The sequence below is a fragment of the Candidatus Poribacteria bacterium genome (assembly GCA_026702755.1).
Classification (GTDB): Bacteria; Poribacteria; WGA-4E; order WGA-4E; family WGA-3G; genus WGA-3G.
Genome location: JAPPBX010000071.1, coordinates 74,419 through 97,089 on the forward strand (window position 1 = coordinate 74,419; position 22,671 = coordinate 97,089).

Here is a 22,671-nt window from a genome sequence, read left to right on the forward strand (position 1 = left end):
AGCACTATGTAAGGTGTACTGCCATGGGGAGAACCCAATGAAACGCATTGTTATCTTATTTATAAGTCTTCTCAGTCTGTCTCTTTTTTATAGTTGTGGAGACATTGAAGACGCAGATATTCCGAATCCGATCGCAGAAACAGAAATTGAGGCGAACATCCTTGCCAAACCCCCTGATGAGACATGGATCGTCCTGACAGACGAATATGTCGCAGAACTGATGGAACTGGAGATCCCACCAGACTTTATAGAGATAAAAGATCTCGATTTACGCGAAAAATACCATCACGCGATCATCCTCAAACAGTTCGGGGACATCCCACAAGTTCGCACCGTTATAGAGTATGAGATGAATCAACCTAATTTGGATACTGTGCGTAGGGTTCGTCTGACACCCCTTGATGAAGCAAGCATCGCTTATCTTGAGAGAAAAATCACCTACCTTGAAGCGATGGTGTTCCTCTGGCCGTTTGAAAACACAAAGGCAGCATTAGAAGATACGAAAAAATCGAAACTGCGCTTGTCCTTAGATATGGATAAACTCAGAACGGAAGACCCTGAGTTATACGTGCAAATCGAACGCGAGATGCTCATTGAAACGTTAGGGGATATTCCAGAGGTCCACACCTATACAAAACTGATGCTAAAAATATTGAAGCAGGAACCTTTAACCGAGAAAGAAAGGAACGCCTATTTAAAGGCGATGAACCACCTCTGGTCAGAACTACAAAAACAATAGTCCAGAAGCGACAGGCGATCCCCCAAGTGCCCGTTGGAAATAAAACCTACATCGGTATCACCGGCAACAACATCTATGTCTGAAATGCGCTTGCGAAAACGACAACTGAAAACCAAATACCCTACTTCCAACCATATTTTCCTTGCTTTATCGGTAATATATTTGGTATAATTAAGGACAAAGAGAACCGAAACCTCTGACCGGTGGTTGTAGTCCATAGCACCAGCAGAACACACGCTTAACCAGAAATTGATGGGACAATCATAGCATGGTGACACAGCAAAAAATTCCAGAGAGATTCTGGTGCGTGAAACAGATAGACATCTTCAGCGATCTCGCTGAGGACGACGCAAACGCTCTCGCACGGATAACGACCTTCAAACAGCTGAAACATGAAGATGCCATTTCTACCGAAGGGGTCTACCTGCTGAAGGAGGGACGCGTCAAAATCTATGAAACACCGCCTGAAGGTGAGGCGATCACTTTAGACGTGCTGGAACCCGGTGAGATTTTTGGGGCGATTCAATGGGAGGAAAGTGAGGCACATCGGAACGTCACCGCTGAGGTACTTACAGAGGCGACTGTCGGAGTTGTCTCCGCGAAGAACTTCCAATTCTTTTTGAAACGGAAACCGCATTTAGCATTGCTATCACGGAAAACATTTGGCAGTTTTGTGAAGCGGTACCTACACCGGGGTTCGGGGAAGTCAGGAAAGCTTAATCTCTTAATTTCGCGTCAAAAACCGCGTCGGAGAATGACAAACCCGTTGTTAAACATCGCGTTCCGAAGTCCTGCATCTCGACTCGCCCTCCTACTACAAAACTGCGCCGATGCCCCAAAACAGGGGCGTGCGAATGCTACGCACGGTTCGCAGTGCACGCTACGTAAACTTCCGACAAGGAAGTTGGCGAGACTCATTGGTAGTTCGGTTGAAAACATGGAAGCACTCCTAAATCAGTTCAAACAACACGGAATAATTGAGAAACGGTATCGGCGGATCCAGATACTTGACCCGTGGCAACTCAAAAAGATTGCTAACGCAAGGATGGGAACACTACCGCCCAAAACCGTCGAAAATCAAGAGAATACCCAAACTTATGAGCAAGAAGAACCCTTATTTGCAGCTCGACCGACAGATGGTCGGTGACATCTATACTTCGCAAGAAGTGATGGACAATCTGACAGTCTTATGTGATGAATACGGTGCCCGGTTCGCTGGAACGCCGGAGGAACTTGAGGCTGCAAACTTTATTGCAGATTGTTTCAAACGATATGGACTCCAAAACGTTAGACTTGAGGATTATCCGTATGCGGGTTGGACGCGTGGCACGGCGACGCTTGAGGTGATTGAACCGATTCGTCGAACATTGCACTGCATTTCGCTCCCTTATTGCCCCGCTGGTGATATGACCACTGAACTTGTCTCTGCGGGATATGGCAGCCCTGACGAATATAGTGCCCTCGGTAATGCCACCAATAAACTGGTTATGGCGAAAAGTGCCTCACCGCCCGATCTCGGCAGATGGGTACATCGCAAGGAGAAATTTGAACGCGCCGTACTCGCTGGAGCGAGTGGCTTCATTTTTGTGAGTGAACATCCGGGTGTCGGTCCTGAGACGGGAAGCCTTCAAAACGACAGACCCGCGCCTATTCCCGGCATATCCGTTTGCAAGGAGGATGGCGAATTCTTAGCGCGATTGATGGCACGCGGAAACGGGAAAGTAATACTGAAACTTCAGACGACCGATGTCAACGAACCCCGCACCTCATGGAACGTCGTCGCAGATTTGCCCGGACGTGAGAACAGCGAAGAGATGGTGGTTGTTGGCTGCCACTACGATGGACACGATATTTCGCAAGGGGCGCACGATCCCGCTTCAGGGATGGTGTCCGTCATAGAAGCGGCGCGTGTTCTCTCTACCTACGCCGCTGATTCGCTCAAGGGCACCGTTCGGTTCATCGCTTTCGGGACGGAAGAGATTGGGCTTACGGGTGCGTTTCGTTATGTCGATGCACATGCATCCGAATTAGACAACATTCGGTTCATGCTCAATATGGATGCGGCAGGTGGTGCGAGCCGTAAAGGTATCGTCCTCCATCACTGGAACACGTTGGGACCTTTCTTCAACGAGGCGCGCGAGCAGATGCACGCCGAAATGCCGGTTGGACAAAAGGTGCATTCTTACTCCGACCATTTTCCATTCTTTCTCAAGGGTGTGCCTTCAAGCCATATCGGTGACCCAGAGGCACCTCCCGGAGGTAGGGGGTTCGGTCACACCGCTTATGATACGTTAGACAAGGTGGAATTAGCGAATCTACGCGCTGCTAGTGCAACGGGTGCAAGGATAGCCCTCCGATGTGCGAACGCGGATGATTTTCCTGCGAAACGACGGGACGCAGCAGCGGTTCAAGAAATCGTTGATACGGACCCGGGGTTAGAGGGATATCGGATTTCGCTGAAGTTGACAAGCGGATAGCAGGTAAGTTTTGAATCTTTGTGAGCTTACTAAAAAAAGATTATGATACACTCATGTTATCGCTATAGCTGCATTGCCCTGCTGTCATTGATTGCCTCAATACTTGTAGGTGTGTTTTGTCATCGTGCCTACAGTGCCGAATTCAGTCGGACGACTGCACAGGACGCAGTCACAGCATCGCGGCGCACTGCGATTGTAACAGCGGTTGAAAACGCTAGTCCCGCGGTCGCTAACATCAGTGCTGTGCGCGAACAACGAACTTCATCTGACGATTGGTTTTGGGGTGAAATTCCTATCACTCGTCCGCGCTCGCTTCGAGAAGTAGGTTCTGGAGTCATTGTTGACAAAAAAGGGTATATCCTCACAAACCACCACGTCATTGAAGATGCAGACAGCATCACTGTCACGCTGTCTGATGGGCGGGAATTTGCAGCACAAGTCGTCGGATACGACTATCTTTCAGATCTCGCACTATTGGAGATTAATACAGAAAATGTTTCGCTGCCAGAAATCGAGTGGGGAGATTCAGAATCCCTTTTGATAGGTGAATGGGTCGTCGCGATTGGAAATCCTTTTGGACTATCCACCGGAAACGCTCAACCCACAGTCACAGTCGGCATTGTGAGTGCAACGCAGCGTGCCCTCACTGTTGATAACCGTTATCATGAAGATCTGATTCAGACAGATGCCTCGATTAATCCGGGGAACAGCGGTGGTGCCTTAGTAAACATATACGGGCAGCTTATCGGTATAAACACTGTCATCCGTTCAACCAGTGGTGGTTCGCAAGGTGTCGGTTTCGCTATTCCGGTCAATAAAGCGAGAAGGGTGCTTAAACAGATTACCGAGTACGGCAGCGTCATCCCTCCCGACCTTTCCGTGGAGGCGCAGCCTATAACTGAAGGATTGGCAGAGAAGTTGTCGATATCGCGCAACACTGGGGTTTTGGTATCAGAAATAGAGAAACGGGGTCCTGTTGCTGACGCAGGTATTAAACGAGGAGATGTCATCGTATCCATTTCAGGACAGCGGATAAAGAGCGAAGGCGATTTTGATGCGCTTACGCGTCTGCTTCCGCTCAATCAACCTGTCCAGTGTGAGTTCATCCGGCTTGGCAAAAAACGGCAGACTGAATTTACACTGAAAACCTTACAATGGAGTTACACGCCTCCCGGATGGGGTTTAACAGTTGCCCAACCTGACAAAGAGATGGCACGTAAATATCAGCAACCCGGCGTTATCGTCACACATATTGAAAAAGACAGTGGATTGACGAACGTGCTGAGGCGCGGGGATTTCATTTATCAAATTGACGATACCAGAATTCATTCGCTTGAAATTTTTAAAATTGTGGATGATTATATCCGCGACCAAAGTAGGACGGAAATCTATTTTGAGCGAGATGGTGTCCATAGAGTCATCCCTGTCACTTTTAATAGAAACAATCGGCGGAGATAAGTGTTTTTATAGTCTTAAACATCAACTCGTGCTTTAACACCTATAACGGAGGGTTTTTGCCTGGGTGTTTCTTCAAGTTGATGGTTAAAGTTAACAACTATCAGTTTTCAGTTAAGAGGTTTTGATGTAGCAATTTACCAGTTCTTGAAGTACTCCAAGTTGGGGTAGATGTTACAGAATGATTATCAGAGGGATAGCCATCAGCAATCAGCAGTCGGCAGTCAGCAATCAACAAAGGAATAGCAATCGGAAACCAAGAGAAGATGGAAACCTCTCCTTCTTTGCTGATAACCGCCCTTGCCGATAGCCACTGACAGCCGACAGCCGATAGCCGATAGCCATTAAAAAAAATGAAATTGCAACTACCGACACTTATCGCTGTTTGCCTTGCTATATTGCTAATTGGTGGCATGTATTTCTTTGGCAGAGACAAGGCAGAATTGGGAATCGCCGTCAATTTGGAAAGTGAAGAGTTCAAACAGATCCGCACACATGCCACTGACGCGTTCAACGCGGGAAAACATCAACAAGCCATTGAACTCTACAGCACAGCGTTAAAGATGCGACCAGAAAACGCTGAGATCTATAATGACCTCGGTACCGTTTACTACGAGCAAGGACTCAAATACGCTGGACCGAGTTGGCCCTCATGGGAAAAGGAGTTAAGAGAGGAGTCTGTTGAAGAAGCCATCGCAGAACTCAAACTCGCCATTGATAAAACAGGGTCGGGTGCCATCATACTCAAAACACGGGATGATGCCGTTGCCGATGCTGTTGAGGAAGAGGCAAAACAACTCGATGGAACCGTCTATAGGCAACGTTGGGAAAATGAAACAACGTTGAGCATTCTGATTGGGCAAACGAAAGTCTTCCTGTTACGAGCCCGCGATCATTACATTCGTGCTTTAGATCTGAAACCGACGCACAGTGTTGCGTATCGTAACCTCGGTTCGTTTTATATGAAGGTGGGGAGAACCGACAAAGCACTTGACTATTATCAGGAAGCGTATAAGTTAGATCCGAGGGATGATGAGTTGGAAGAATATCTGAATCAATTCAGAAAGTAAATGGCTATCGGCTTTCGGCGAAGAGGCAAAGAGAATACAAGAGATAACTTTCTTCAACAATCTTTGTTCTCACCGCGAAGCATGCCGAAAGGATTGCAAAGCAATCCGCCCTGACTGCCATTCCTGTGGAAGGGTTTGGCTTGGGCGTTTCTTTAGCCGAGAAACAATAAATTAAAAAATGCATCACAAACGCTGCCCAAATTGTGGGTTTTTGAATCCGTCGTTCAAATTTTGCGGTGAATGTGGCACGTCGCTTAGTGATTCGTCACATTCGCGTCAAGTTCCAACAGTAGACACCGCTGCGATGGAGCAGGCATTACCATACGGGGCAGAACGCCGCCAGTTAACAGTCCTTTTCTGTGATATTGTGGACTCCACCGCATTCACCGAAAAATTGGATCCCGAAGAACTCCGAAACCTCTTAGAGGTGTATCGGACGTGTGTCATGGAGGTGGTTTTAGCACAAAACGGGCATATTGCGCGCTACTTTGGTGATGGTATCCTCGTCTATTTCGGATACCCGATTACACACGAAGATGCGGCACACCGTGCCGTGAGAGCCGCGTTAGGTATCGTTGCCGCTATAGAAACGCTGAATCCATATCTCCAAACGACTTTCGGCGTAGAAATTAAAGTGCGGATCAGCATTGATACAGGACGTGTTGTCGTCTGGCATATCTCAGGACAGGAAGTTCCGGAAGCAATTGACATCGTAGGAAAAACGCCGAATGTAGCGGCGAGGATGGAAAAACTGGCGACACCGAACAGCGTTGTGATTGGTGATACAACACATCAATTGGTTGAGGGCTTTTTTAAGTGCGATGCGCTCGGTGCGTCTGTGCTCCGCGGTATTTCGCAGCCCGTGAACATCTATCAGGTGTTAGGTGAAATCCCGGTACAGAGTCGGTTGGACATCGCCAGCGAGAGTGGATTGACCCCGTTTATCGGACGGGAACGCGAGGTTGAACGCCTCAAAGAAGGTTGGGCACAAGTGCTTGAAGCGAAAGGGCAAGCTCTTCTTATTGAGGGTGAAGCCGGAATCGGAAAGTCGCGATGTGTACAGATGATTCAGGCGTACGTCGATCAGCATTCGGAGGCAGTTACCTTAGAAGGTAGGTGCTCGCCCTATTATCAGAACAGTCCACTCTATCCGATCCTTTCGCTGTTTCAAGAACACGTTGTGCAGTTCATAAGTACTGATACTGCAGAGACAAGACTCGAAAAACTCGAAAATTTGTTGCGTGACTATACCGGACAAGATACTGAGGCACAAGCAGATATGCCGGAAACGCTGCCTCTCCTTGCTGAATTATTGGAGATACCTTTTGAGGTCCAACGACAAACAGAAACCGGCATCGGTGCTCGTCCTTACGGTAGACCAGTCGAACAAGAGACATATCCATCAGGGTGGGGCGGTAGACAGCGACGGCAACAGACGTTGGAAGTGCTTGTCCAAGTGATGCTGAAGATGTCGGAGCAGAAACCGATACTTTTTGTCGTAGAGGACCTTCACTGGATCGATCCGTCCAGTATAGAATTCCTTACACTCTTAATCTCAAGAATCGAAAACGCTCGAATTTTCACAGTCCTGTCCTATCGTTCTGAAACACGACATTTTCGACAGAGTGCCCAATCAGATGAAGACGGAAACCCACAGACAACTTCCGACGGGAATGGGACAAACACCGCCTTAGATAGAGAAATTCTGGAACAACTTCTGCAACCGGCATGGGCGAACGCACTGCCGTTGGCGGCACTCACGCCTCCTCAGGTGGAGACAATGATTCAGCACGTCGTAGGCGACACACCACTGCCATCAAATTTATTGACGCGCATCGTTGAAATGACTGAAGGCGTACCTCTGTTCGTTGAAGAACTCACCCAGACGATGCTTGAAGGTGACGCGTTGGCACTGTCTTCTGATACGTTGGACACGACGAGTCCACAACCTCAAACAGTGGAGGTGCCTGTAACACTACAAGACTTGCTGACAGCACGACTCGATGAACTCGGCACTTCAAAAGAGATCGTCCAACTCGGTGCAACGCTCGGCAGAGAGTGGACAGCCGAATTACTTCACGAAATTGCGTCCGGTGTCAATCTGGAACATCAGATTTTCACTGATTTCGCATCTCTGAAAGATGAATTGGATAAATTAGTCAACGCCTACATTCTCAATCGCAATGAGATGGTTGACAATCAGTTCCGCTATACGTTCAGACACCCACTTCTGCGTGAGACGGCTTATCAATCGCTGTTAAAAAGCAGACGTCAGCAATACCATCAGCAGATTGCCAAGGTGCTGCGGAGCGGAGACGGTTTCCAACCAGAGCTCGTTGCCTATCATTACACCGAAGCCGGGCTGCTTGAAAAAGCTGCTGACTATTGGTATCGCGCAGCACATCGTGCGTTAGAGCGTTCCGCAAATGTGGAGGGCGTTCGTCACATTATGCAGGGGCTTGCCGCACTTGAAACACTTTCGACTGACGTTAGCACACCAGAACAACAGATGGTTTCCATTGAGCAACGGGAGTTAGAGTTACAAACAACACTCGGTACAGCACTGATTGCGACCAAGGGATACGCCTCTCCAGAGGTGGAAGCCGCCTATACGCGTGCGCGGGAACTTCTTGAGATACTTGAAAAAACGGAAGAGACCTATGCAAAAGATGAATCGGATGTTCTGCTGGATCGAATAAAAGATCTTCGCTTTCCAGTGCTGTTTGGGTTATGGCTCTCTCAGCTGGTACGCGGACGGCTTCTCTCCGCACGCGAACTCGGTGAAGCCTGTCTCGCTATTGCCAAACAGACAGAAGACCAAGCATTTGAAGTTGAAGCATATCGCGCACTTGGCGCGACACTCTACTACCTGAGTGAATTCAACAGTGCCTTGGCACATTTGGAAGCAGGCATTGAACGTTATCAGCCGCAGCACCATCCGGTTCCAGCGTTTCTTCACTATGTAGCGGAACCCGGGATGACGCTTCTTTCCTATTCTGCGCCACTCTTATGGTGCCTCGGTTACCCGACACAAGCGGAAGAGCGGATTAATGCGGCGGTGGTAATAGGAAAGAACACGAACCACCCTTTCAGTGAGGCGGTGTCGCTCCATTTTAAAACCGTGCTTTATCAGTATCAAGGCAAGGTAGAGAAGGTAGATCCCGCTGCGACACAGATGCTACAGATATGTCAGGAACACGGATTTTCCGCCTGGGAAGCCGCAGCAACGGTGCTGAAGGGTTGGGCACTCGCAGAGCAAGACTGCTTTGAAGAAGGCATCGCGATAATTCGTAAAGGCATCGCTGCTTGGGAAGAGACAAGGGGTGAACTACTCCTGCCCCTTTTTCTCGCGCTCCTTGCCCAAGCATATCAACGGGCGGGGCAATACAGTTTAGCCTTACAAACACTTGATTCCGCATTATGTGTCACCACGCGCACAGGAGAACGGACCTATGCTGCAGAACTCGCACGACGGAAGGGCGAACTTTGTTTTATCCTTGCCGAGAAAGTTGAGGCTGTTAGCAAGGAGAACACGGCATCAACTGTTGCACAAGCCGAATCCCATTTTCAGGAAGCATTGACAGTAGCACGACAACAAAGCGCAAAATCGTGGGAACTCCGAGCGGCACTCAGTTTAAGCGAATTATGGCGGACACAGAATCGGGGTGAAGACGCATACAATCTACTAAAACCGATATATACGTGGTTCTCAGAAGGTTTTGATACGAAGGACCTTGTGCGTGCGAAAGCACTCTTAAAGGAGTTGGAGGTTTTTGCACCTGTTCCGAAACCAGATGAAGAAAGTCGCATTTAAAAGGGTGAAGATATGAGACTTGGCGTTGTTGGACTCTGCGGTGACTTCCGCACACTCACATCAGAAGAGATCGAAAACATTAAGGGTTTGGAATTTACGGGTTTGAGTTTCCATTTCCGCAGCGCGGAGGTTCCATCCGTGCCACAAGACGCTTGCACGCGTTGCGCAGAAATGTTAGAATCTGCGAAACTTGACCTTGTCCAATTCGGGATTACTTATGAGGAGTGCCTCTTTCATCCAGATGTCGCGGTACGAGAAGCAGCGATTGCAAGCGTTCAGCGCGGCATGGCACTTGCCGTCTCTCTCGGTGCACTCCACTATCTGTTTCGTCCGGGGAGTCTCAATCCTGATGGTGCTTGGACATCCCATCGGGATAACTATCTCTCAGAATCGATGGAACGGTTGATCGAGACTTTGAAACCGATTGCGGAACATGCCGAACAGCAAGAACTGACGCTTGTTATGGAAACACACGCCGTTTCTATTATGGGTTCACCGGAAACCTGTCGAGAAGTCGTGGAACGGGTGGGTTCCGAGAGGCTTCGCATCGTCATGGATTTTGTCAATCACTTTCAGACGCTCCGGCAGGTTTATGACAGTGAAGATCGTCTGAATCACATTTTTGACGTGATGGGTCCCGTCGCACCGATGGCGCATATCAAAGACATCAGCGTTCAGAACGGCTTGGTACTCCACCTCAATGAAGAGGTCCCCGGTGAGGGTGAATTGGCACTTGGTGTAGCGTTAAAACGTTTCGATGCACGCTATCCAGACGGCTATGGACTGATAGAACATCTCCCCGCTGAGAAGATTCCGCTTGCGAATGCGAACGTTCGGCGAATTGCCGCCGAAAACGGAGTGAATATCTACTAACAGTTATTAGTTATCGGCTATCAGTTATCAGTTAAAGAGGTGTCTTGTGGAGGTAACCCTTAGGAGCATTGCCACAAGGCTTCTTAACTGACAACTGACAACCGATAACTATTCCTCCCATGAGAAAAGGAGGGTTGAATCATGCTTAAAAACGTAAGGATAGCACATCTTTTAGGACATCATTTCCGAGTTTATACGCCAACCGCTATTTTTCTGTGGTTTACGTTTTTGTCGACAGCGTTTGGTCAAGACGATACGCTCACTGAAACGGTCGCGGAAGGGACACGGAACATTTGGCCGCAAGTGCGCCTTTACGGTGCGGTGATCTTAATTATTTTCGTTTTCAGTGCCTTCTTCTATCTCCTAAGACTCTTCCAAAAAGACAAGCTTCTGAAGACCCTTCTTAACAAATATGTCGTCTTTCAGATGAAAGATAGCAGACGTTATCGCGGCACGATGCGGCTTGAAATCACAGGCATGGAAATTATCTCCGAGGAATCTCGACAGCGCGGGCATGCCCCGAGTTATATCTTCACGAACGAAGAACGTAGAGATCAAATTGTCGCATACATTCGTTACCATGATGCGATGAACGAGCGGGAACTGCGGGAACGCGCGTGGGAACTTGAACGGGTCTACCACCCACCTCTTATCTACAAAATGGGACGGAAAATCCGAAATATGTTCGTTGCCCTCAGAGAAGCCTCAATGAGTGCTATCAGCATGGTGTTCCAAAGTGTTAAGAGAAGTGTCGGTGGACAGTTTCAACGGTACAACGAAATATACCAAACAGCAATCGATCAAAAAGGCGGAGATATAACAGGACTCGATAGGCTGGAAGAATCCACCGAACACATGAAGGAACAAGAAACTTATGAACGTTTGATTGAACGCTTGGTCGGCACCCGCATTAAAGTCCGAGTTCGGTTTCGTTCCGGTGAAAATGAACATAATACTGAATACACTGCTATCCTCAAAGACTACAATAAAGATCATATTGCATTGATGGACGTGAAAGATAAGGACAACAACGGTTACAGAGATCAATGGAGCTATGAACACGAGTTTGCCAAGGAGATTCCCAAACTCAACCGCCGCGATGATCGCGGTTTACGCGTTCGAGCAGAAGGCAACGATGAAGATGGCTATTCTCTTGTTTTTGAAAACAATACACCTTACCAGATCCGGCTTGGACATGTCACACTTTTTGAGGATGCCCCGCAATGGGCAAAGAACTTTGAATTTAAATACCATATCAACGCCTTCAGCGTTCAAAAACTTCCAATCCAACCGGTTGCTAAACATAACATCGCTCCATTTGAGCGCGTTGCGACGCGCGAGAGACTTACGATAAGAAATTATAAAAAAATTCGGCTAGACTTTCTCTCTTTCCGCGATGCAGATATCATCTTCCCACGAGCATGTTGTACGATTGTGGAAAGTGCGGAGAAATATCAACCAGAACTCTTTAGTTTAAGTGGCTTGACTGATACAATTTTAGACATGAGTAACACCGAGGATATTGCTATCGCCGATAAGGAAGGCAACGCGATTCACGGTATCAACGTTGTTCACGGATATGTGACGAATGTCAACGAAGAACGGATCGATTTGAAGACAATTGATGGAAGTTATAGTAGACGGTGGGACGTTGAAAACGCGTTTCGCCGTTTCGATAACAAATTCCGCCGTGGATTCCCGATCTACAAGAGACTCCTGCCGCTAAACCGCACCAAGCTTACAGCGCATGCTTCCGTCGTTGAGCAGATACACAAGGACCCAGTCCGGCACGAAGCACTGGCATCGCTCGTTTACCCGAAGCCGCGTAAACTAAACACAGCAGAACAGCGCGCACGCAGCCGAAAGCGAATACAGCATCGAATTTTGAGCGGTGTAAATGCTACTTTTAATGGGCAGCTTTGGAAATCGAGAAATGGACGTTCCAAGACCTCCAGCGTCAAGCGTTCAGAAGTGCAGATGGCGATGCCGCTCAAACTTATGGCACTGACGGGGAATACATCCACGGTCGAATTTCCGGTGCTTGAACGTTTTGAATATGTTCGAGATCACCATATAATTTATAGTGAAGTCCATGATTTACAGAAAACCGATCGGCTCCCAAAGACCGACATTTTATGGATCGGCAATGGTGAAATTTACAAATCTGGCTATCGCTTGAACATAAACACCGAGCATCGGATTAAAAACTTCGTCAGCCAAGGCGGAGTCGTCATCGTCTCAGGGCAAGACATCAAAACGAGTGCCAAACAGCGGCGCGGCGCAGGCTGGATTCCCGAACCCCTCACCGGTGTTGAATGTGACGAGACTTCTGAACTCTTCCCTACATCGAAAGGCAAACGCTCACGTATCTTCCAATATCCGAATCCTCTTAATGGGCATCATAGTGATCTGGATGCGAAGGATCATCCGTTTGTTCGACTCGATGATATGTGGTTGGATCCACTTGGAAAATGGACATCCCTCGCCAAGACGAACACAGCTGCTGCAGGTCTTCCGAGCGGTGAATTTGAAGACGCATCCGCCCTGCTACTCCTTCCCTTCCAGAAGGGACTCTACATCGTCACCAGTTTGAAGAATGAAACTGAGGCAGATGTCCGAGTCAACGATAAGATGATGGAGAATTTGCTCCATTTCTCTGTCAAATGGCTGGACCGGCAACACGGGGTTATTAGAAAACCGCAAATTAACGCTTAGCAGGAATAGCCATCAGTTATAGTAAAACCCGAAAATAAGAGGGCACTTTGGAAAACACCTCACCGCCGCTGGCGAGGTTTGGAACCTCGCCCTTCTGCAATGTCTAATTAATTGTAGGTTTTACTATAAGACGCAAGCGTTAGCACACACCTCTTTTGCTGACTACTGACCGCCGACAGCCATTCTGGTGAGTTGTTCGCTGTTTTCCCTAATGACCAGCGAGATCGCTAAAACGAAAAAGGCTATCGGCTCTTGGCTATCGGTTCTCGGAAACCAAGAGGTTTCATGAAGGTATCCCTCTTGGTCTTCTCTTTGCTGACTGCCGACGGCTGACTGCCTCTTTGCTATTCTTGCCAATTTCTGTTCATCTTTCTGTGTTGTGACAATCATATCCGCCCCTGATGCTTGAAACGCAGCCTGTATCTGTCGCCTGTCCGCTTCCGTATAGACGTGGTGATCGGGAAACGCCAGTAATTCGACGTTTTCTGGGTAACACCGCATGAGCGTTGCGACAAACGCATCTGGATTTCCAATTCCACAGACCGCAAGGAGCCTTTTTCCTTTAAGTTCTTTTATATCAATGTGGAGGTTTATCTCCTCTTCGCTGTCTTCAGATGCTAAAGGATAGAGATGTGTTGGCTGGTGAATGCTCTCCAAGATTAAGGCGTTCGGTGCCAACTGCTTCACTGCTTTTTTAGCACGTGAGGAAATATCAGGCGTGTCTGTATGTGTTAGTAGGATGAGGTCTGCGCGTCGGAGTGCCGTTGGTGGCTCGCGTAAGGTTCCCGCGGGTAGCAAGCCTTTTGGCTGCCCGAAAGGGTGTGTTGCGGGGAGAGTGAGAATATCTACATCACGTGCAAGCTGCCGGTGTTGAAATCCGTCATCTAAGAGTAAGACATCTACATTAAAACGTTCAAGCCCAACCCGTCCTGTCAGATAGCGGCTTTTACCTGCGATAATCGGAATATCGCTGAGGTGTCGCGCCATCATGTGCGCTTCGTCACCGCTTTCGGTAGGAGAAGCACATACTTTTTTACCATCCGAAACAATTGTTATTTCTTCACGAACACGGCGTTTATACCCGCGCAGCAAGATAGCGACGCGCTTTCCTTCCTTCTGAAGATATTTCGCAATGGTGATGACGGCAGGCGTTTTACCCGTTCCACCGACAACGATATTACCGACACTGATGACTCGACACGGCAACGTGCGCGTTTTAAACACGCCGATTGCATAAAGTCGATTTCGTATTGAGATAATCGCGGCATAGAACCAACTGAGCGGAATTAATAAGAAACGTATAGGACTAGCAAGAAGTCTTTTCTGTAACGAAGCAAGGTCGCGAGTGCGTGTGAATTCCATAGTAAATAAAGTTTGAAAATGTACTAAAGTCGCGAAGTCTGTAAAGTTGAAAGAAGGTTTTCTAACAACTTTAGGCACTTTAGAGCACTTTATAGACTTTCTGCAGCATCCAATACCAATTCAGCAGTGCGTTCAGCGGCGCCCGTCGTGCCGAGTTGTGCATAAACGGCTTGAAGTGCCTCGCGCTGCGATTCCCTTTTCTGTGGATCCTGCAGGAAGTCAAGGGACAACTCTGTCAAGGCAGTTGAGGTCAGTTCTGTCTGTAGCAGTTCCGGGACAATATCACGCCCAGCGATGAGGTTAGGAAGTCCGCTCCGTTCTAATGGGGTCAACGCTTTGACGATGTGCCAGTTAAGTGGTGTTGTCCGAAAGAGGATAATCATCGGTGTCCCGATGCATGCTGCCTCAAGTGTCGCCGTGCCGGAGGTAACCAATAGCAGCGTTGAAGCTCGCATTGCTGGATACGTTGCGTCTTCGACAATTTTGATGGGTGGAAGCTCCGTCTTTAGTTCCTGCTGGTACTTCGCGATGAGTTCGCGTGGGATTCCTGGGGCTAATGGGAGAATCCACTGTGCATCTGGATAGACTCTGGCGATGTTCACAGCGGCTTCCAACATAATCGGGAAGATGTGTTGGATCTCGGAACGGCGACTCCCCGGCATCAAGCCGATGACGGGACTTTCTGTTTCATATAAGTCGAGATGTTCGCATGCCGCTTGTATACTGAGAGAAGTTTGCGCAAAATCGACGAGCGGATGTCCAACGAACTCGGTGTTCGCTCCCGCGTTCCGGTAAAATTCTGCTTCAAAAGGGAAAATGGCTGCGACAACGTTTGCCCACCTCGCCAACTTTCGCGCCCGACCTGCACGCCACGCCCACGCTTTCGGGGGGATGTAATAGACGACTGGAACACCCTGTCTCTGTGCAAACTTGGCTAACGGCATGTTAAACTCAGCAAAGTCGACGAGAAGGAGTGCGTCGGGACGTTCTTGGCGGATACGCCGTTTCAGATATGCCTGTTTCCGAAGGAACATCGGCAGGACAGTGATCACATCGGCAAACCCCATAACAGCGGAGTCTCGGATATGAAAATCGAGTTTCACGGATGCCTTTTCCATCCGGTCGCCGCCCATGCCAAACAGTGTTATATCAGGACAGCGTGCCTTAAGCTGATGTGCGACCTGAGAGGCGTGGAGATCACCAGAAGGCTCCCCAGCAACAATCATAACTTTCGGAGTCATAGTTTTCAGAGGAATGGTTATCGGTTTTCGGTTAAGACATTGTGTTGGGGACGTTTCCTGTTCCTGCTACAAGAAACCTCTTTAACCGATAACTGACAACCGAAAGATTTTTTGAAAAAAAATCGTACTGATAACCACTCACGGCATCATCCCCGGCACCTTCAGCCCATCGGTTTCCTTGAGGCCGAACATCAGATTGAGATTCTGCACGACAGCACCGGCAGCACCTTTACCGAGGTTATCAATCGCCGCCATCGCTACGACGCGGCGGGTACGCGTATCAACTTCAAGCCCAACATCGCAATAATTACTACCGAGCACTGCCTTTGTCTCCGGGTATGTATCCGACGGAAGCACCCGAACAAACGGCTCGTTCTCGTAAAATCCTGCGTATATGCTGAGGGCTTCTTTAGTGGACATCTCCTCGGTGAGACGCATATAGACAGTGCTAAGAATACCCCGTGTCATCGGGACAAGGTGGGGTGTGAATGTCACGTGAATCGGTTCTGATGCAACAGCCCCCAATTCCTGTTCAATTTCAGGTGTATGCCGATGTATACCGATGTTATAGGCGACAACGTTAGACTCTCGATTCGGATAATGGGTATTTTCACTCGGCTTCGGACCGGCACCAGAGATACCTGATTTTGAATCAACAATGATGGAATCTAATTCCACAACCCCTTGAGCGACTAACGGCATCGCTGCAAGTATAGCACTCGTTGGATAACACCCGGGATTCGCCACAAGTTGGGCATCCCGAATCTTAGCACGATACCGTTCCGGCAACCCGTATATCGCTTGCGGCATTAATTCCGCGCTTGTATGTTCAGCATGGTACCACGCCTGGTATGTTTCAGCATTCTCAAGTCGATAGTCTGCACTGAAATCTACGACGCGTAAACCTTGTGCCAGAATTTTTGGCGCGAACGACATAGCCACTTTATGTGGAACTGCGAGAACAACGACATCCACCCTCTCTTTGAGGGAATCAAGGTCTAAGGGTTCAAACGCAGACGAGAGAAACCCGCGGAGGTTCGGCAGAACACTATCAATACATTGACCGGCGTAGGTTTCAGATGTGCAGAGTGCTACCTGCAGCCCGCCAGAGTGGTTAGCGAGAAAGCGTAATAATTCACTGCCGCTATATCCAGATGCACCAACAATTCCAATTTTTATCATTTACATCTCACTGTGTGTTTTTATTACAGGGTCATAAATTGTATAGGAATTGTAGCACATTTCGAGCGAAATGTCAAATCAGACAAGGGATGTGTAAAGTTTTTGTTACTTCTTCAACCCCGTAGGGGTGGTATCTCTGTAGAAATGCCGCTCATCCGCAAACCTACAATTTATCCTCCAAATCTCGACCGCTGACAACTGACTGCTGATAGTCATTCCAAAGAAATGAATTGACAGACCACCGTATACACGGTATAATAGCCATCAGTTATCGGCTATCAGTCAAGAGACATTCAGGGCAAAAGATAGTGCAACCGCCACATGCATCCACTGACTGCTGACGACTGACAACTTATAAAAAAGGAGACTACTATGAAGTTAGCACGATATGAATTAAATGGAACAATCGGTTATGGCATCGTCTCAGGAGAGAATCTGAGCGTGATATCCGGATGCCCGTTCGGTGAACATAGCGAGACGGGTGAGACTGTCGCATTAGCGGATGTCAAACTTCTCGCACCGACAACACCAACAAAGGTATTGGCTGTCGGTTTGAATTACCGGAGTCATTTAGATGGTGCTCCAGAGCCAGAGAACCCTGAAATCTTCATCAAAACGCCTTCCTGCATCAACGACCCAGAGGGCAACATTGAACTCCCTGATGGCGATGATGAAGTCCATGCAGAGGGTGAACTCGTCGTCATCATGAAGGAACGGACTCGGAAAGCGACACCGGAAGAAGCTGCTGCCAACATTCTCGGTGTAACCTGCGGCAACGATGTCAGCGCACGCACGTGGCAGAGCAATGATATGCAGTGGTGGCGCGCCAAAGCATCCGATACCTTTGGACCTATCGGCCCCGTCATCGCTACTGACGTTGATTATACAGACGCGCAATTGGAGACCCGCATCAACGGTGAAGTCGTTCAGAAACAAACGACCGCAGATCTTATTTTTCCAGTGACGACGGTTGCAAGCTTCATTTCACAGGCAATAACCCTTGAACCAGGAGATGCAATCTTTACCGGCACACCCGGCACAACGAGCGCATTGAAAGCCGGTGATGTCGTTGAAATCGAGATTGAGGGGATCGGTATCCTGAAAAATCACGTCGTAGCGTAGGAACGTCTGCATAGAAGTGCTTTCCAATCTTTCTGCTGGCGAGGAATTAACGTCAATGACAAAATTGTTTAGAAGCTTTGTATTATTACTGGTAGGCTTACTTGCTGTTTCAATACTCGCTGGCTGCGGTGCTGACGATGACATAGTCACGGATGAACCTGTCCCAGCTAACTTCGTAAGTGCAAGCCCGCCGGGCGGCGATATTGCCGCAAATGGCAGTATCACGGTTACCTTTGACAATGCCCCCACTAATGTTGAAGCAAGTGCTGGTACTGTCACGGTTGCAGGCAAAACCGCGACGATCACGGGTCCCTTTAACCCTGGTCCGCTCGCATTGACAATCACATGAGCTGATGGAATTGAAGTACTCCACTATACCGCCACCGCGCCTTGCTGCGCCCCGCCGGTAATCACGGGTGGCACTGTCTTAGACGGTGACACGGATGTCGATCCCGGAAGTATCAACAGCGACGGGAGGATCAAGATCACTTTCAGTGAAGAGGTAACCGGAAACATCGTCCTCCAAACTGAAGGTGGAGATGATGTCGGTTGGATCGCAACAGTTGCTGGCACCAAAGGCACACTTGAGCTTGTCAGAGGCAGAGAACTCGTCAACGAAACCGTCTACGTCATTGTCGGCAAAATCTCCGATGTCGAAGGCAATCAGACTGACATTAAAATCACCTTTGTAACCAAGGGTAAAGTGTAAATTCAAACCCTGTTCTGACTTGCGTTGGCGGGGTTTTTAATCCCGCCCTGTCCCAATAAGGAGGAGAAAATGCGTCTTAGATATTTCTCTCTTTTTCGATGTAACCAAGTTTCTGAAAGAATAAAACTTGGACTTAAAATTATCGTCCCTTTGCTGTGCCTCAGTATGGCAGGACAAGCACCAGCAGTCCTGTTGTTTCACGACGATTTTGAGAAGGATAAGATCGGAAGTGAACCCAGCAAATGGGAGGTCGGACACGACGGCAAAACAACCGCTAAAGTCGTCGCCGACCCGAAGAAAGCAAGTAATAAGGTTTTGTTGACCGCTGACAATCCATCTAACGACTCACGGCACGATGTCGGTGGATCTATCTATGTCTTCGGTGACGCGGGTTGGGACGATTACGTTGCTGAATGGGATATGATGTTTCCTGATGATTTCTATATGGGGATCGTCTTCCGTTTCCAAGACGGTGAAAAGTTTTATTTAAGCGACCGACGACAAGGTGGTAGAGAGTATCACTTTTACAAACGCCAAGGGGGTTGGGCAAAGGTCAAAGATGGGATGGTAGAAAACGAACCTGAAGTCTGGTATCGCGCACAATTGATTCTTTCGGGTGATAAATTCACCTTCAAGTTAAAAGAGCGGAAGGATAAGACGCCGTTTGATAAAATAGATCCAGCAACAGAAGGTGAAGACGGCACCTTCAAGACCGGTAAGTTCGGGCACTATGGGCTTGTCTATCTCGATAACATTTTTGTTGGTGATGCCGTTGAAGACCTCGTTTTACCTGTTGAACCGCAGGATAAACTCAGTACGACCTGGGGCGCGATTAAGGATGCTTATTAAAGGAAAGCATGGAATGGAAAAATTGGAAGGACGGAAGGGAGGAAGGATAGGCTCCCAACCTTCCATTCTTCCGCTCACCCATACCGAACCGCAAGGGAAAGTAAAAAAATGTCAATGTATATTGCCCATGGTGGAAAAAACACCGTCATCACAACCGAAGAAAAACACGCTTTACTGCATGAGGCACTCCTCAAGTTAGGTGGTATTCCAAAGAAGATCTTAGTGGTTCCACCGGATATAACCCGACTCCATTCAAATGCTGGCGAACTCACCCAAATCCTCTATGAATTGTGGGACACAGCAAACGGCACAACTTTTGATATCCTCCCCGCTATCGGGACACATGCCCCAATGACTGAAGCACAGATTGATGAAATGTACGGCGATTTGCCCAAAGCGACATATCACATCCATCACTGGCGGACTGGGTTATACCACTTCGGTGAAGTCCCATCTGAATTCGTTCAGGAGGTTTCGGGCGGCAAACTTGATTATAGCATTCCTGTCGCTGTAAACCGCCGTCTTGTAGAGGGGGAATATGAACTTATCATCTCTGTCGGACAGGTGATTCCACACGAGGTTATCGGTATCGCCAACGGATTTAAAAACATCCTTGTCGGTGCAGGCGGGGTTGAGATGATTAACAAATCGCATTTCCTCGGTGCTGTAGACGGCATGGAACGCCTGATGGGGCAGACGGATACCTCTGTCAGGAGAGTGTTGAATTACGCACATACCAATTACCTAAAACAACTCGGCATCCTGTATGTCATGAGCGTCATGGATGCCGATGCCTCTGGAGAACGCGTGATGCGTGGACTTTACGTCGGTGACGATGCCCACACCTTTGAAACTGCTGCAGAATTGAGCAGGTCCGTTAATATGACCTTCTTAGATGAACCGCTATCGAAAGTGGTCGTCTACTTGGATCCGCGGGAGTTTAAAAGTACGTGGCTTGGTAATAAGGCGATCTACCGTACACGGATGGCGATGGCAGACAACGGTGAGTTGATCATCATCGCGCCAGGGTTACGTGAATTCGGCGAGGACACTGAAATTGATCGATTGATCCGAAAATACGGCTACTGCGGCACACCCGCGACACTCAATGCCGTCTCAGAAAACGCTGAGTTACAGGAAAATCTCTCCGCCGCTGCACACTTGATTCACGGTAGTACTGAGGGACGTTTCAAGGTCACTTATGCAACGGAATACCTCACCCAAGCCGAAATTGAATCGGTTGGCTACGAATGGGCACCTGTCAATGAGGTGCTCGCTGAATACAACCCCGAAACGCTTGTTGATGGATTTAACGATGGCGGCTTTTTCTTCATCAGCGAACCCGGACAAGGGTTGTGGGCACTACGCTCTCGGTTTAGTGAGTAGATGAACTTTCATATAAAGAAGGAGAACAGCGTGCAACCGTTCAAAATTATCGTCGAAAAACATACTGATGGTTATGTCGCCTACCCACTTGGCTTGAAAAGTGTTGTCATAGGACAAGGTGATACATACGAAGAAAGTTTTGAGGATGTAACCTCTGCAATTCGGTTTTATATTGAGACTTTCGGGAAAGAAGAACTCGAAGTTGAGGAACCTGCTTTGGACGTTTTTGTAACTGAAGTGAGTATCTGATTGATGCCGCGTTTTCCAACAGACACCCATAAAATAGAGTTATCCGTGCGTTAGAGCGATTGGGATATAGTATAACGTGAGTTTGATATTAAACACGTAGGTTGGGTTGAAGGGGAAACTTCTAAAGATCGCACACTGCGACTGGTTTTTAGGAGCATCTGAAACGCTAAGATTATCAATATACGAGTGAAACCCAACGCTTTTTCCATTTTAAAGCATTTGGATTGTTGGGTTTCGCTGTCTTTGCGTATACCAACGGAGTATTGGAAGTTGGGCACTTGGGTATAAACACAGCGGCTGGCAACTTACCGTTCAACCCCAACCTACGCCTATATGGGCATTTTTATTTTTAAACTCACGTTAGTATAGGAATTGTACAAGCGTTCAGAAAACAGCACTGACGTGAAAAGACCCAAATTTTAATTTGCACAAGTGCAAGGATTGTGTTATAATTTGTTTTAAAGTCTTGTAGTGTTAACATCTTAAAGGAAATCATAATATGGCAATAATGATTCCAGATCAAATTTCTGACAGGGCACCACAGTCAGAAAAAATTATATTTGAAAACCTCATGCACGCTCCCGAGGCCAGAGAATGGGTAATTTTTTATTCAACACATGTGGACAATCCGAGTGATGCTACAAAACCCTACGAGATTGATTTCCTTATCATTATTCCTGAGTACTGTGCTGTTATCTGCTTGGAGACAAAAGGCGGGTCCTACGAAGTCAAAAATGGTAGGTGGTATCTCCTGCCATCTGGCATATCTGTAGCAGCTCCCATCCAACAAGTCCGAAGGGCGATGTTCGCCTTGGGAGATACATTTCCTTCCCATTTTAAAAACAAAAAATCTCTATTTTCACTCAGATCTGCTGTTGCCTTTACCCATAGCGAGTTTCCAACAGGGGCAAAGAAACCAAGAGAAGCCCTTATAATGGAAAAGGATGATGTTCAAGATCCAAACAAGCTATGTGAGAAGTTAGCAAACTATGCAACTACACTACTTACGTCAAACGTGAAGGAATTAATTAAGAATAGCCCAGAAAAGTGCCAGGAGGCACTGGATAATTTACGATGCGACTTGGAGCCACCCGATATGACCATCAAACCACCACCGGAAAGGATATTCCGCGCCGATCTGGAAACCCTTCGTCCACAGTTACTGCGATTGACACTTGATCAACTCAACAGTTTGAAGCGTGTAGAGTTGAATGATCGTTGTGTGATTACCGGTGCAGCAGGCACGGGCAAAACTGTCCTCGCCATGGAACTCGCAAAACGTCGTTGGGGGACTGGTGAGACCGTCGCCCTGCTGTGTAGTAATCCCTATTTGAGTCGTCGTTTTGAGAGGTGGGCAGAAACACTTCCTAATACTAGTAGTCTGTCACATTTATATTGCTGGATATAATTTGTTGAGTTTGATGCGTG

General features: G+C 48.0%; 18 protein-coding genes. 14 read left to right on the top strand and 4 right to left on the bottom strand.

Annotation, left to right across the window (positions count from 1 at the left end):
* Positions 1 to 37 precede the first annotated feature (37 nt).
* The 8 genes from OXH39_13135 to OXH39_13170 all read left to right on the top strand — a co-directional run bounded on the left by OXH39_13135 (position 38) and on the right by OXH39_13170 (position 13,143).
* Positions 38 to 739, top strand: coding sequence for a hypothetical protein (locus OXH39_13135; protein MCY3551397.1), 702 nt, complete (start codon positions 38 to 40; stop codon positions 737 to 739).
* Between the two features lie 268 nt (positions 740 to 1,007).
* The gene (locus OXH39_13140) at positions 1,008 to 1,886 is read left to right on the top strand and encodes a Crp/Fnr family transcriptional regulator (protein ID MCY3551398.1); all 879 of its coding nucleotides are present in this window, start codon (positions 1,008 to 1,010) and stop codon (positions 1,884 to 1,886) included.
* The gene (locus OXH39_13145; GenBank protein ID MCY3551399.1) at positions 1,837 to 3,216 is read left to right on the top strand and encodes a M28 family peptidase; all 1,380 of its coding nucleotides are present in this window, start codon (positions 1,837 to 1,839) and stop codon (positions 3,214 to 3,216) included. The genes OXH39_13140 and OXH39_13145 overlap by 50 nt, the downstream gene beginning before the upstream one ends.
* Positions 3,217 to 3,258: 42 nt before the next feature.
* A complete protein-coding gene (locus OXH39_13150; GenBank protein ID MCY3551400.1) occupies positions 3,259 to 4,674 on the top strand; it encodes a trypsin-like peptidase domain-containing protein in 1,416 nt (471 codons plus the stop codon).
* Positions 4,675 to 5,024: 350 nt separating this feature from the next.
* Entirely contained in the window at positions 5,025 to 5,741 is a 717-nt protein-coding gene (locus tag OXH39_13155; protein ID MCY3551401.1) for a tetratricopeptide repeat protein, read from the top strand.
* A 304-nt stretch (positions 5,742 to 6,045) separates the two neighbouring features.
* Positions 6,046 to 9,555 (top strand): AAA family ATPase, encoded by a 3,510-nt coding sequence (locus OXH39_13160; GenBank protein ID MCY3551402.1) that lies wholly within the window; start codon positions 6,046 to 6,048, stop codon positions 9,553 to 9,555.
* 12 nt (positions 9,556 to 9,567) lie between these two features.
* Positions 9,568 to 10,428, top strand: coding sequence for a sugar phosphate isomerase/epimerase (locus OXH39_13165; protein MCY3551403.1), 861 nt, complete (start codon positions 9,568 to 9,570; stop codon positions 10,426 to 10,428).
* Between the two features lie 141 nt (positions 10,429 to 10,569).
* Complete coding sequence (locus OXH39_13170; protein MCY3551404.1) at positions 10,570 to 13,143, top strand: hypothetical protein; 2,574 nt, start codon at positions 10,570 to 10,572, stop codon at positions 13,141 to 13,143.
* A gap of 162 nt (positions 13,144 to 13,305) precedes the next feature.
* On the opposite strand, the gene lpxK is transcribed toward OXH39_13170, so the two are convergent.
* The 3 genes from lpxK to argC all read right to left on the bottom strand — a co-directional run bounded on the left by lpxK (position 13,306) and on the right by argC (position 16,928).
* Complete coding sequence (gene lpxK / locus OXH39_13175) at positions 13,306 to 14,505, bottom strand: tetraacyldisaccharide 4'-kinase (GenBank protein ID MCY3551405.1); 1,200 nt, start codon at positions 14,503 to 14,505, stop codon at positions 13,306 to 13,308.
* 89 nt (positions 14,506 to 14,594) lie between these two features.
* A complete protein-coding gene (gene lpxB, locus OXH39_13180; protein MCY3551406.1) occupies positions 14,595 to 15,746 on the bottom strand; it encodes a lipid-A-disaccharide synthase in 1,152 nt (383 codons plus the stop codon).
* Between the two features lie 138 nt (positions 15,747 to 15,884).
* Positions 15,885 to 16,928, bottom strand: a complete 1,044-nt coding sequence (gene argC, locus OXH39_13185) for an N-acetyl-gamma-glutamyl-phosphate reductase (protein ID MCY3551407.1) — start codon at positions 16,926 to 16,928, stop codon at positions 15,885 to 15,887.
* A 372-nt stretch (positions 16,929 to 17,300) separates the two neighbouring features.
* On the opposite strand from argC, the gene OXH39_13190 reads away from it, so the two are divergent.
* Together OXH39_13190 and OXH39_13195 are read left to right on the top strand one after the other, a co-directional pair.
* On the top strand, positions 17,301 to 18,050 hold the full coding sequence (locus OXH39_13190) for a fumarylacetoacetate hydrolase family protein (protein MCY3551408.1): 750 nt from the start codon (positions 17,301 to 17,303) through the stop codon (positions 18,048 to 18,050).
* Positions 18,051 to 18,105: 55 nt separating this feature from the next.
* Positions 18,106 to 18,399 carry a hypothetical protein gene (locus OXH39_13195; protein MCY3551409.1) on the top strand — a complete coding sequence of 98 codons (294 nt, stop codon included), beginning with the start codon at positions 18,106 to 18,108 and terminating at the stop codon, positions 18,397 to 18,399.
* Between the two features lie 78 nt (positions 18,400 to 18,477).
* Here OXH39_13195 and OXH39_13200 read toward each other — a convergent pair whose 3' ends face one another.
* On the bottom strand, positions 18,478 to 18,765 hold the full coding sequence (locus tag OXH39_13200) for a hypothetical protein (GenBank protein ID MCY3551410.1): 288 nt from the start codon (positions 18,763 to 18,765) through the stop codon (positions 18,478 to 18,480).
* A gap of 63 nt (positions 18,766 to 18,828) precedes the next feature.
* Between OXH39_13200 and OXH39_13205 the strand changes: the two genes are divergently transcribed.
* The 4 genes from OXH39_13205 (at position 18,829) to OXH39_13220 (ending at position 22,651) form a co-directional block, all read left to right on the top strand.
* A complete protein-coding gene (locus tag OXH39_13205; GenBank protein ID MCY3551411.1) occupies positions 18,829 to 19,608 on the top strand; it encodes a hypothetical protein in 780 nt (259 codons plus the stop codon).
* Positions 19,609 to 19,716: 108 nt separating this feature from the next.
* Positions 19,717 to 20,994: a lactate racemase domain-containing protein gene (locus tag OXH39_13210; protein MCY3551412.1), complete on the top strand. Its 1,278-nt coding sequence runs from the start codon at positions 19,717 to 19,719 to the stop codon at positions 20,992 to 20,994.
* A gap of 30 nt (positions 20,995 to 21,024) precedes the next feature.
* A complete protein-coding gene (locus OXH39_13215) occupies positions 21,025 to 21,243 on the top strand; it encodes a type II toxin-antitoxin system HicB family antitoxin (GenBank protein MCY3551413.1) in 219 nt (72 codons plus the stop codon).
* Between the two features lie 499 nt (positions 21,244 to 21,742).
* Positions 21,743 to 22,651 carry a nuclease-related domain-containing protein gene (locus OXH39_13220; protein ID MCY3551414.1) on the top strand — a complete coding sequence of 303 codons (909 nt, stop codon included), beginning with the start codon at positions 21,743 to 21,745 and terminating at the stop codon, positions 22,649 to 22,651.
* The last annotated feature ends 20 nt before the right edge of the window (positions 22,652 to 22,671 follow it).

Excerpts from the sequence above, each read along its gene's own strand:
- OXH39_13140 (MCY3551398.1), top strand. The coding sequence starts at position 1,008 with ATGGTGACACAGCAAAAAATTCCAGAGAGATTCTGGTGCGTGAAACAG.
- OXH39_13155 (MCY3551401.1), top strand. The coding sequence starts at position 5,025 with ATGAAATTGCAACTACCGACACTTATCGCTGTTTGCCTTGCTATATTG.
- argC (MCY3551407.1), bottom strand. The coding sequence starts at position 16,928 with ATGATAAAAATTGGAATTGTTGGTGCATCTGGATATAGCGGCAGTGAA.
- OXH39_13145 (MCY3551399.1), top strand. The coding sequence starts at position 1,837 with ATGAGCAAGAAGAACCCTTATTTGCAGCTCGACCGACAGATGGTCGGT.
- OXH39_13190 (MCY3551408.1), top strand. The coding sequence starts at position 17,301 with ATGAAGTTAGCACGATATGAATTAAATGGAACAATCGGTTATGGCATC.
- OXH39_13150 (MCY3551400.1), top strand. The coding sequence starts at position 3,259 with ATGATACACTCATGTTATCGCTATAGCTGCATTGCCCTGCTGTCATTG.
- OXH39_13165 (MCY3551403.1), top strand. The coding sequence starts at position 9,568 with ATGAGACTTGGCGTTGTTGGACTCTGCGGTGACTTCCGCACACTCACA.
- OXH39_13205 (MCY3551411.1), top strand. The coding sequence starts at position 18,829 with ATGCGTCTTAGATATTTCTCTCTTTTTCGATGTAACCAAGTTTCTGAA.
- OXH39_13170 (MCY3551404.1), top strand. The coding sequence starts at position 10,570 with ATGCTTAAAAACGTAAGGATAGCACATCTTTTAGGACATCATTTCCGA.
- lpxB (MCY3551406.1), bottom strand. The coding sequence starts at position 15,746 with ATGACTCCGAAAGTTATGATTGTTGCTGGGGAGCCTTCTGGTGATCTC.
- OXH39_13135 (MCY3551397.1), top strand. The coding sequence starts at position 38 with ATGAAACGCATTGTTATCTTATTTATAAGTCTTCTCAGTCTGTCTCTT.
- OXH39_13160 (MCY3551402.1), top strand. The coding sequence starts at position 6,046 with ATGGAGCAGGCATTACCATACGGGGCAGAACGCCGCCAGTTAACAGTC.
- lpxK (MCY3551405.1), bottom strand. The coding sequence starts at position 14,505 with ATGGAATTCACACGCACTCGCGACCTTGCTTCGTTACAGAAAAGACTT.
- OXH39_13195 (MCY3551409.1), top strand. The coding sequence starts at position 18,106 with ATGACAAAATTGTTTAGAAGCTTTGTATTATTACTGGTAGGCTTACTT.
- OXH39_13210 (MCY3551412.1), top strand. The coding sequence starts at position 19,717 with ATGTCAATGTATATTGCCCATGGTGGAAAAAACACCGTCATCACAACC.
- OXH39_13220 (MCY3551414.1), top strand. The coding sequence starts at position 21,743 with ATGGCAATAATGATTCCAGATCAAATTTCTGACAGGGCACCACAGTCA.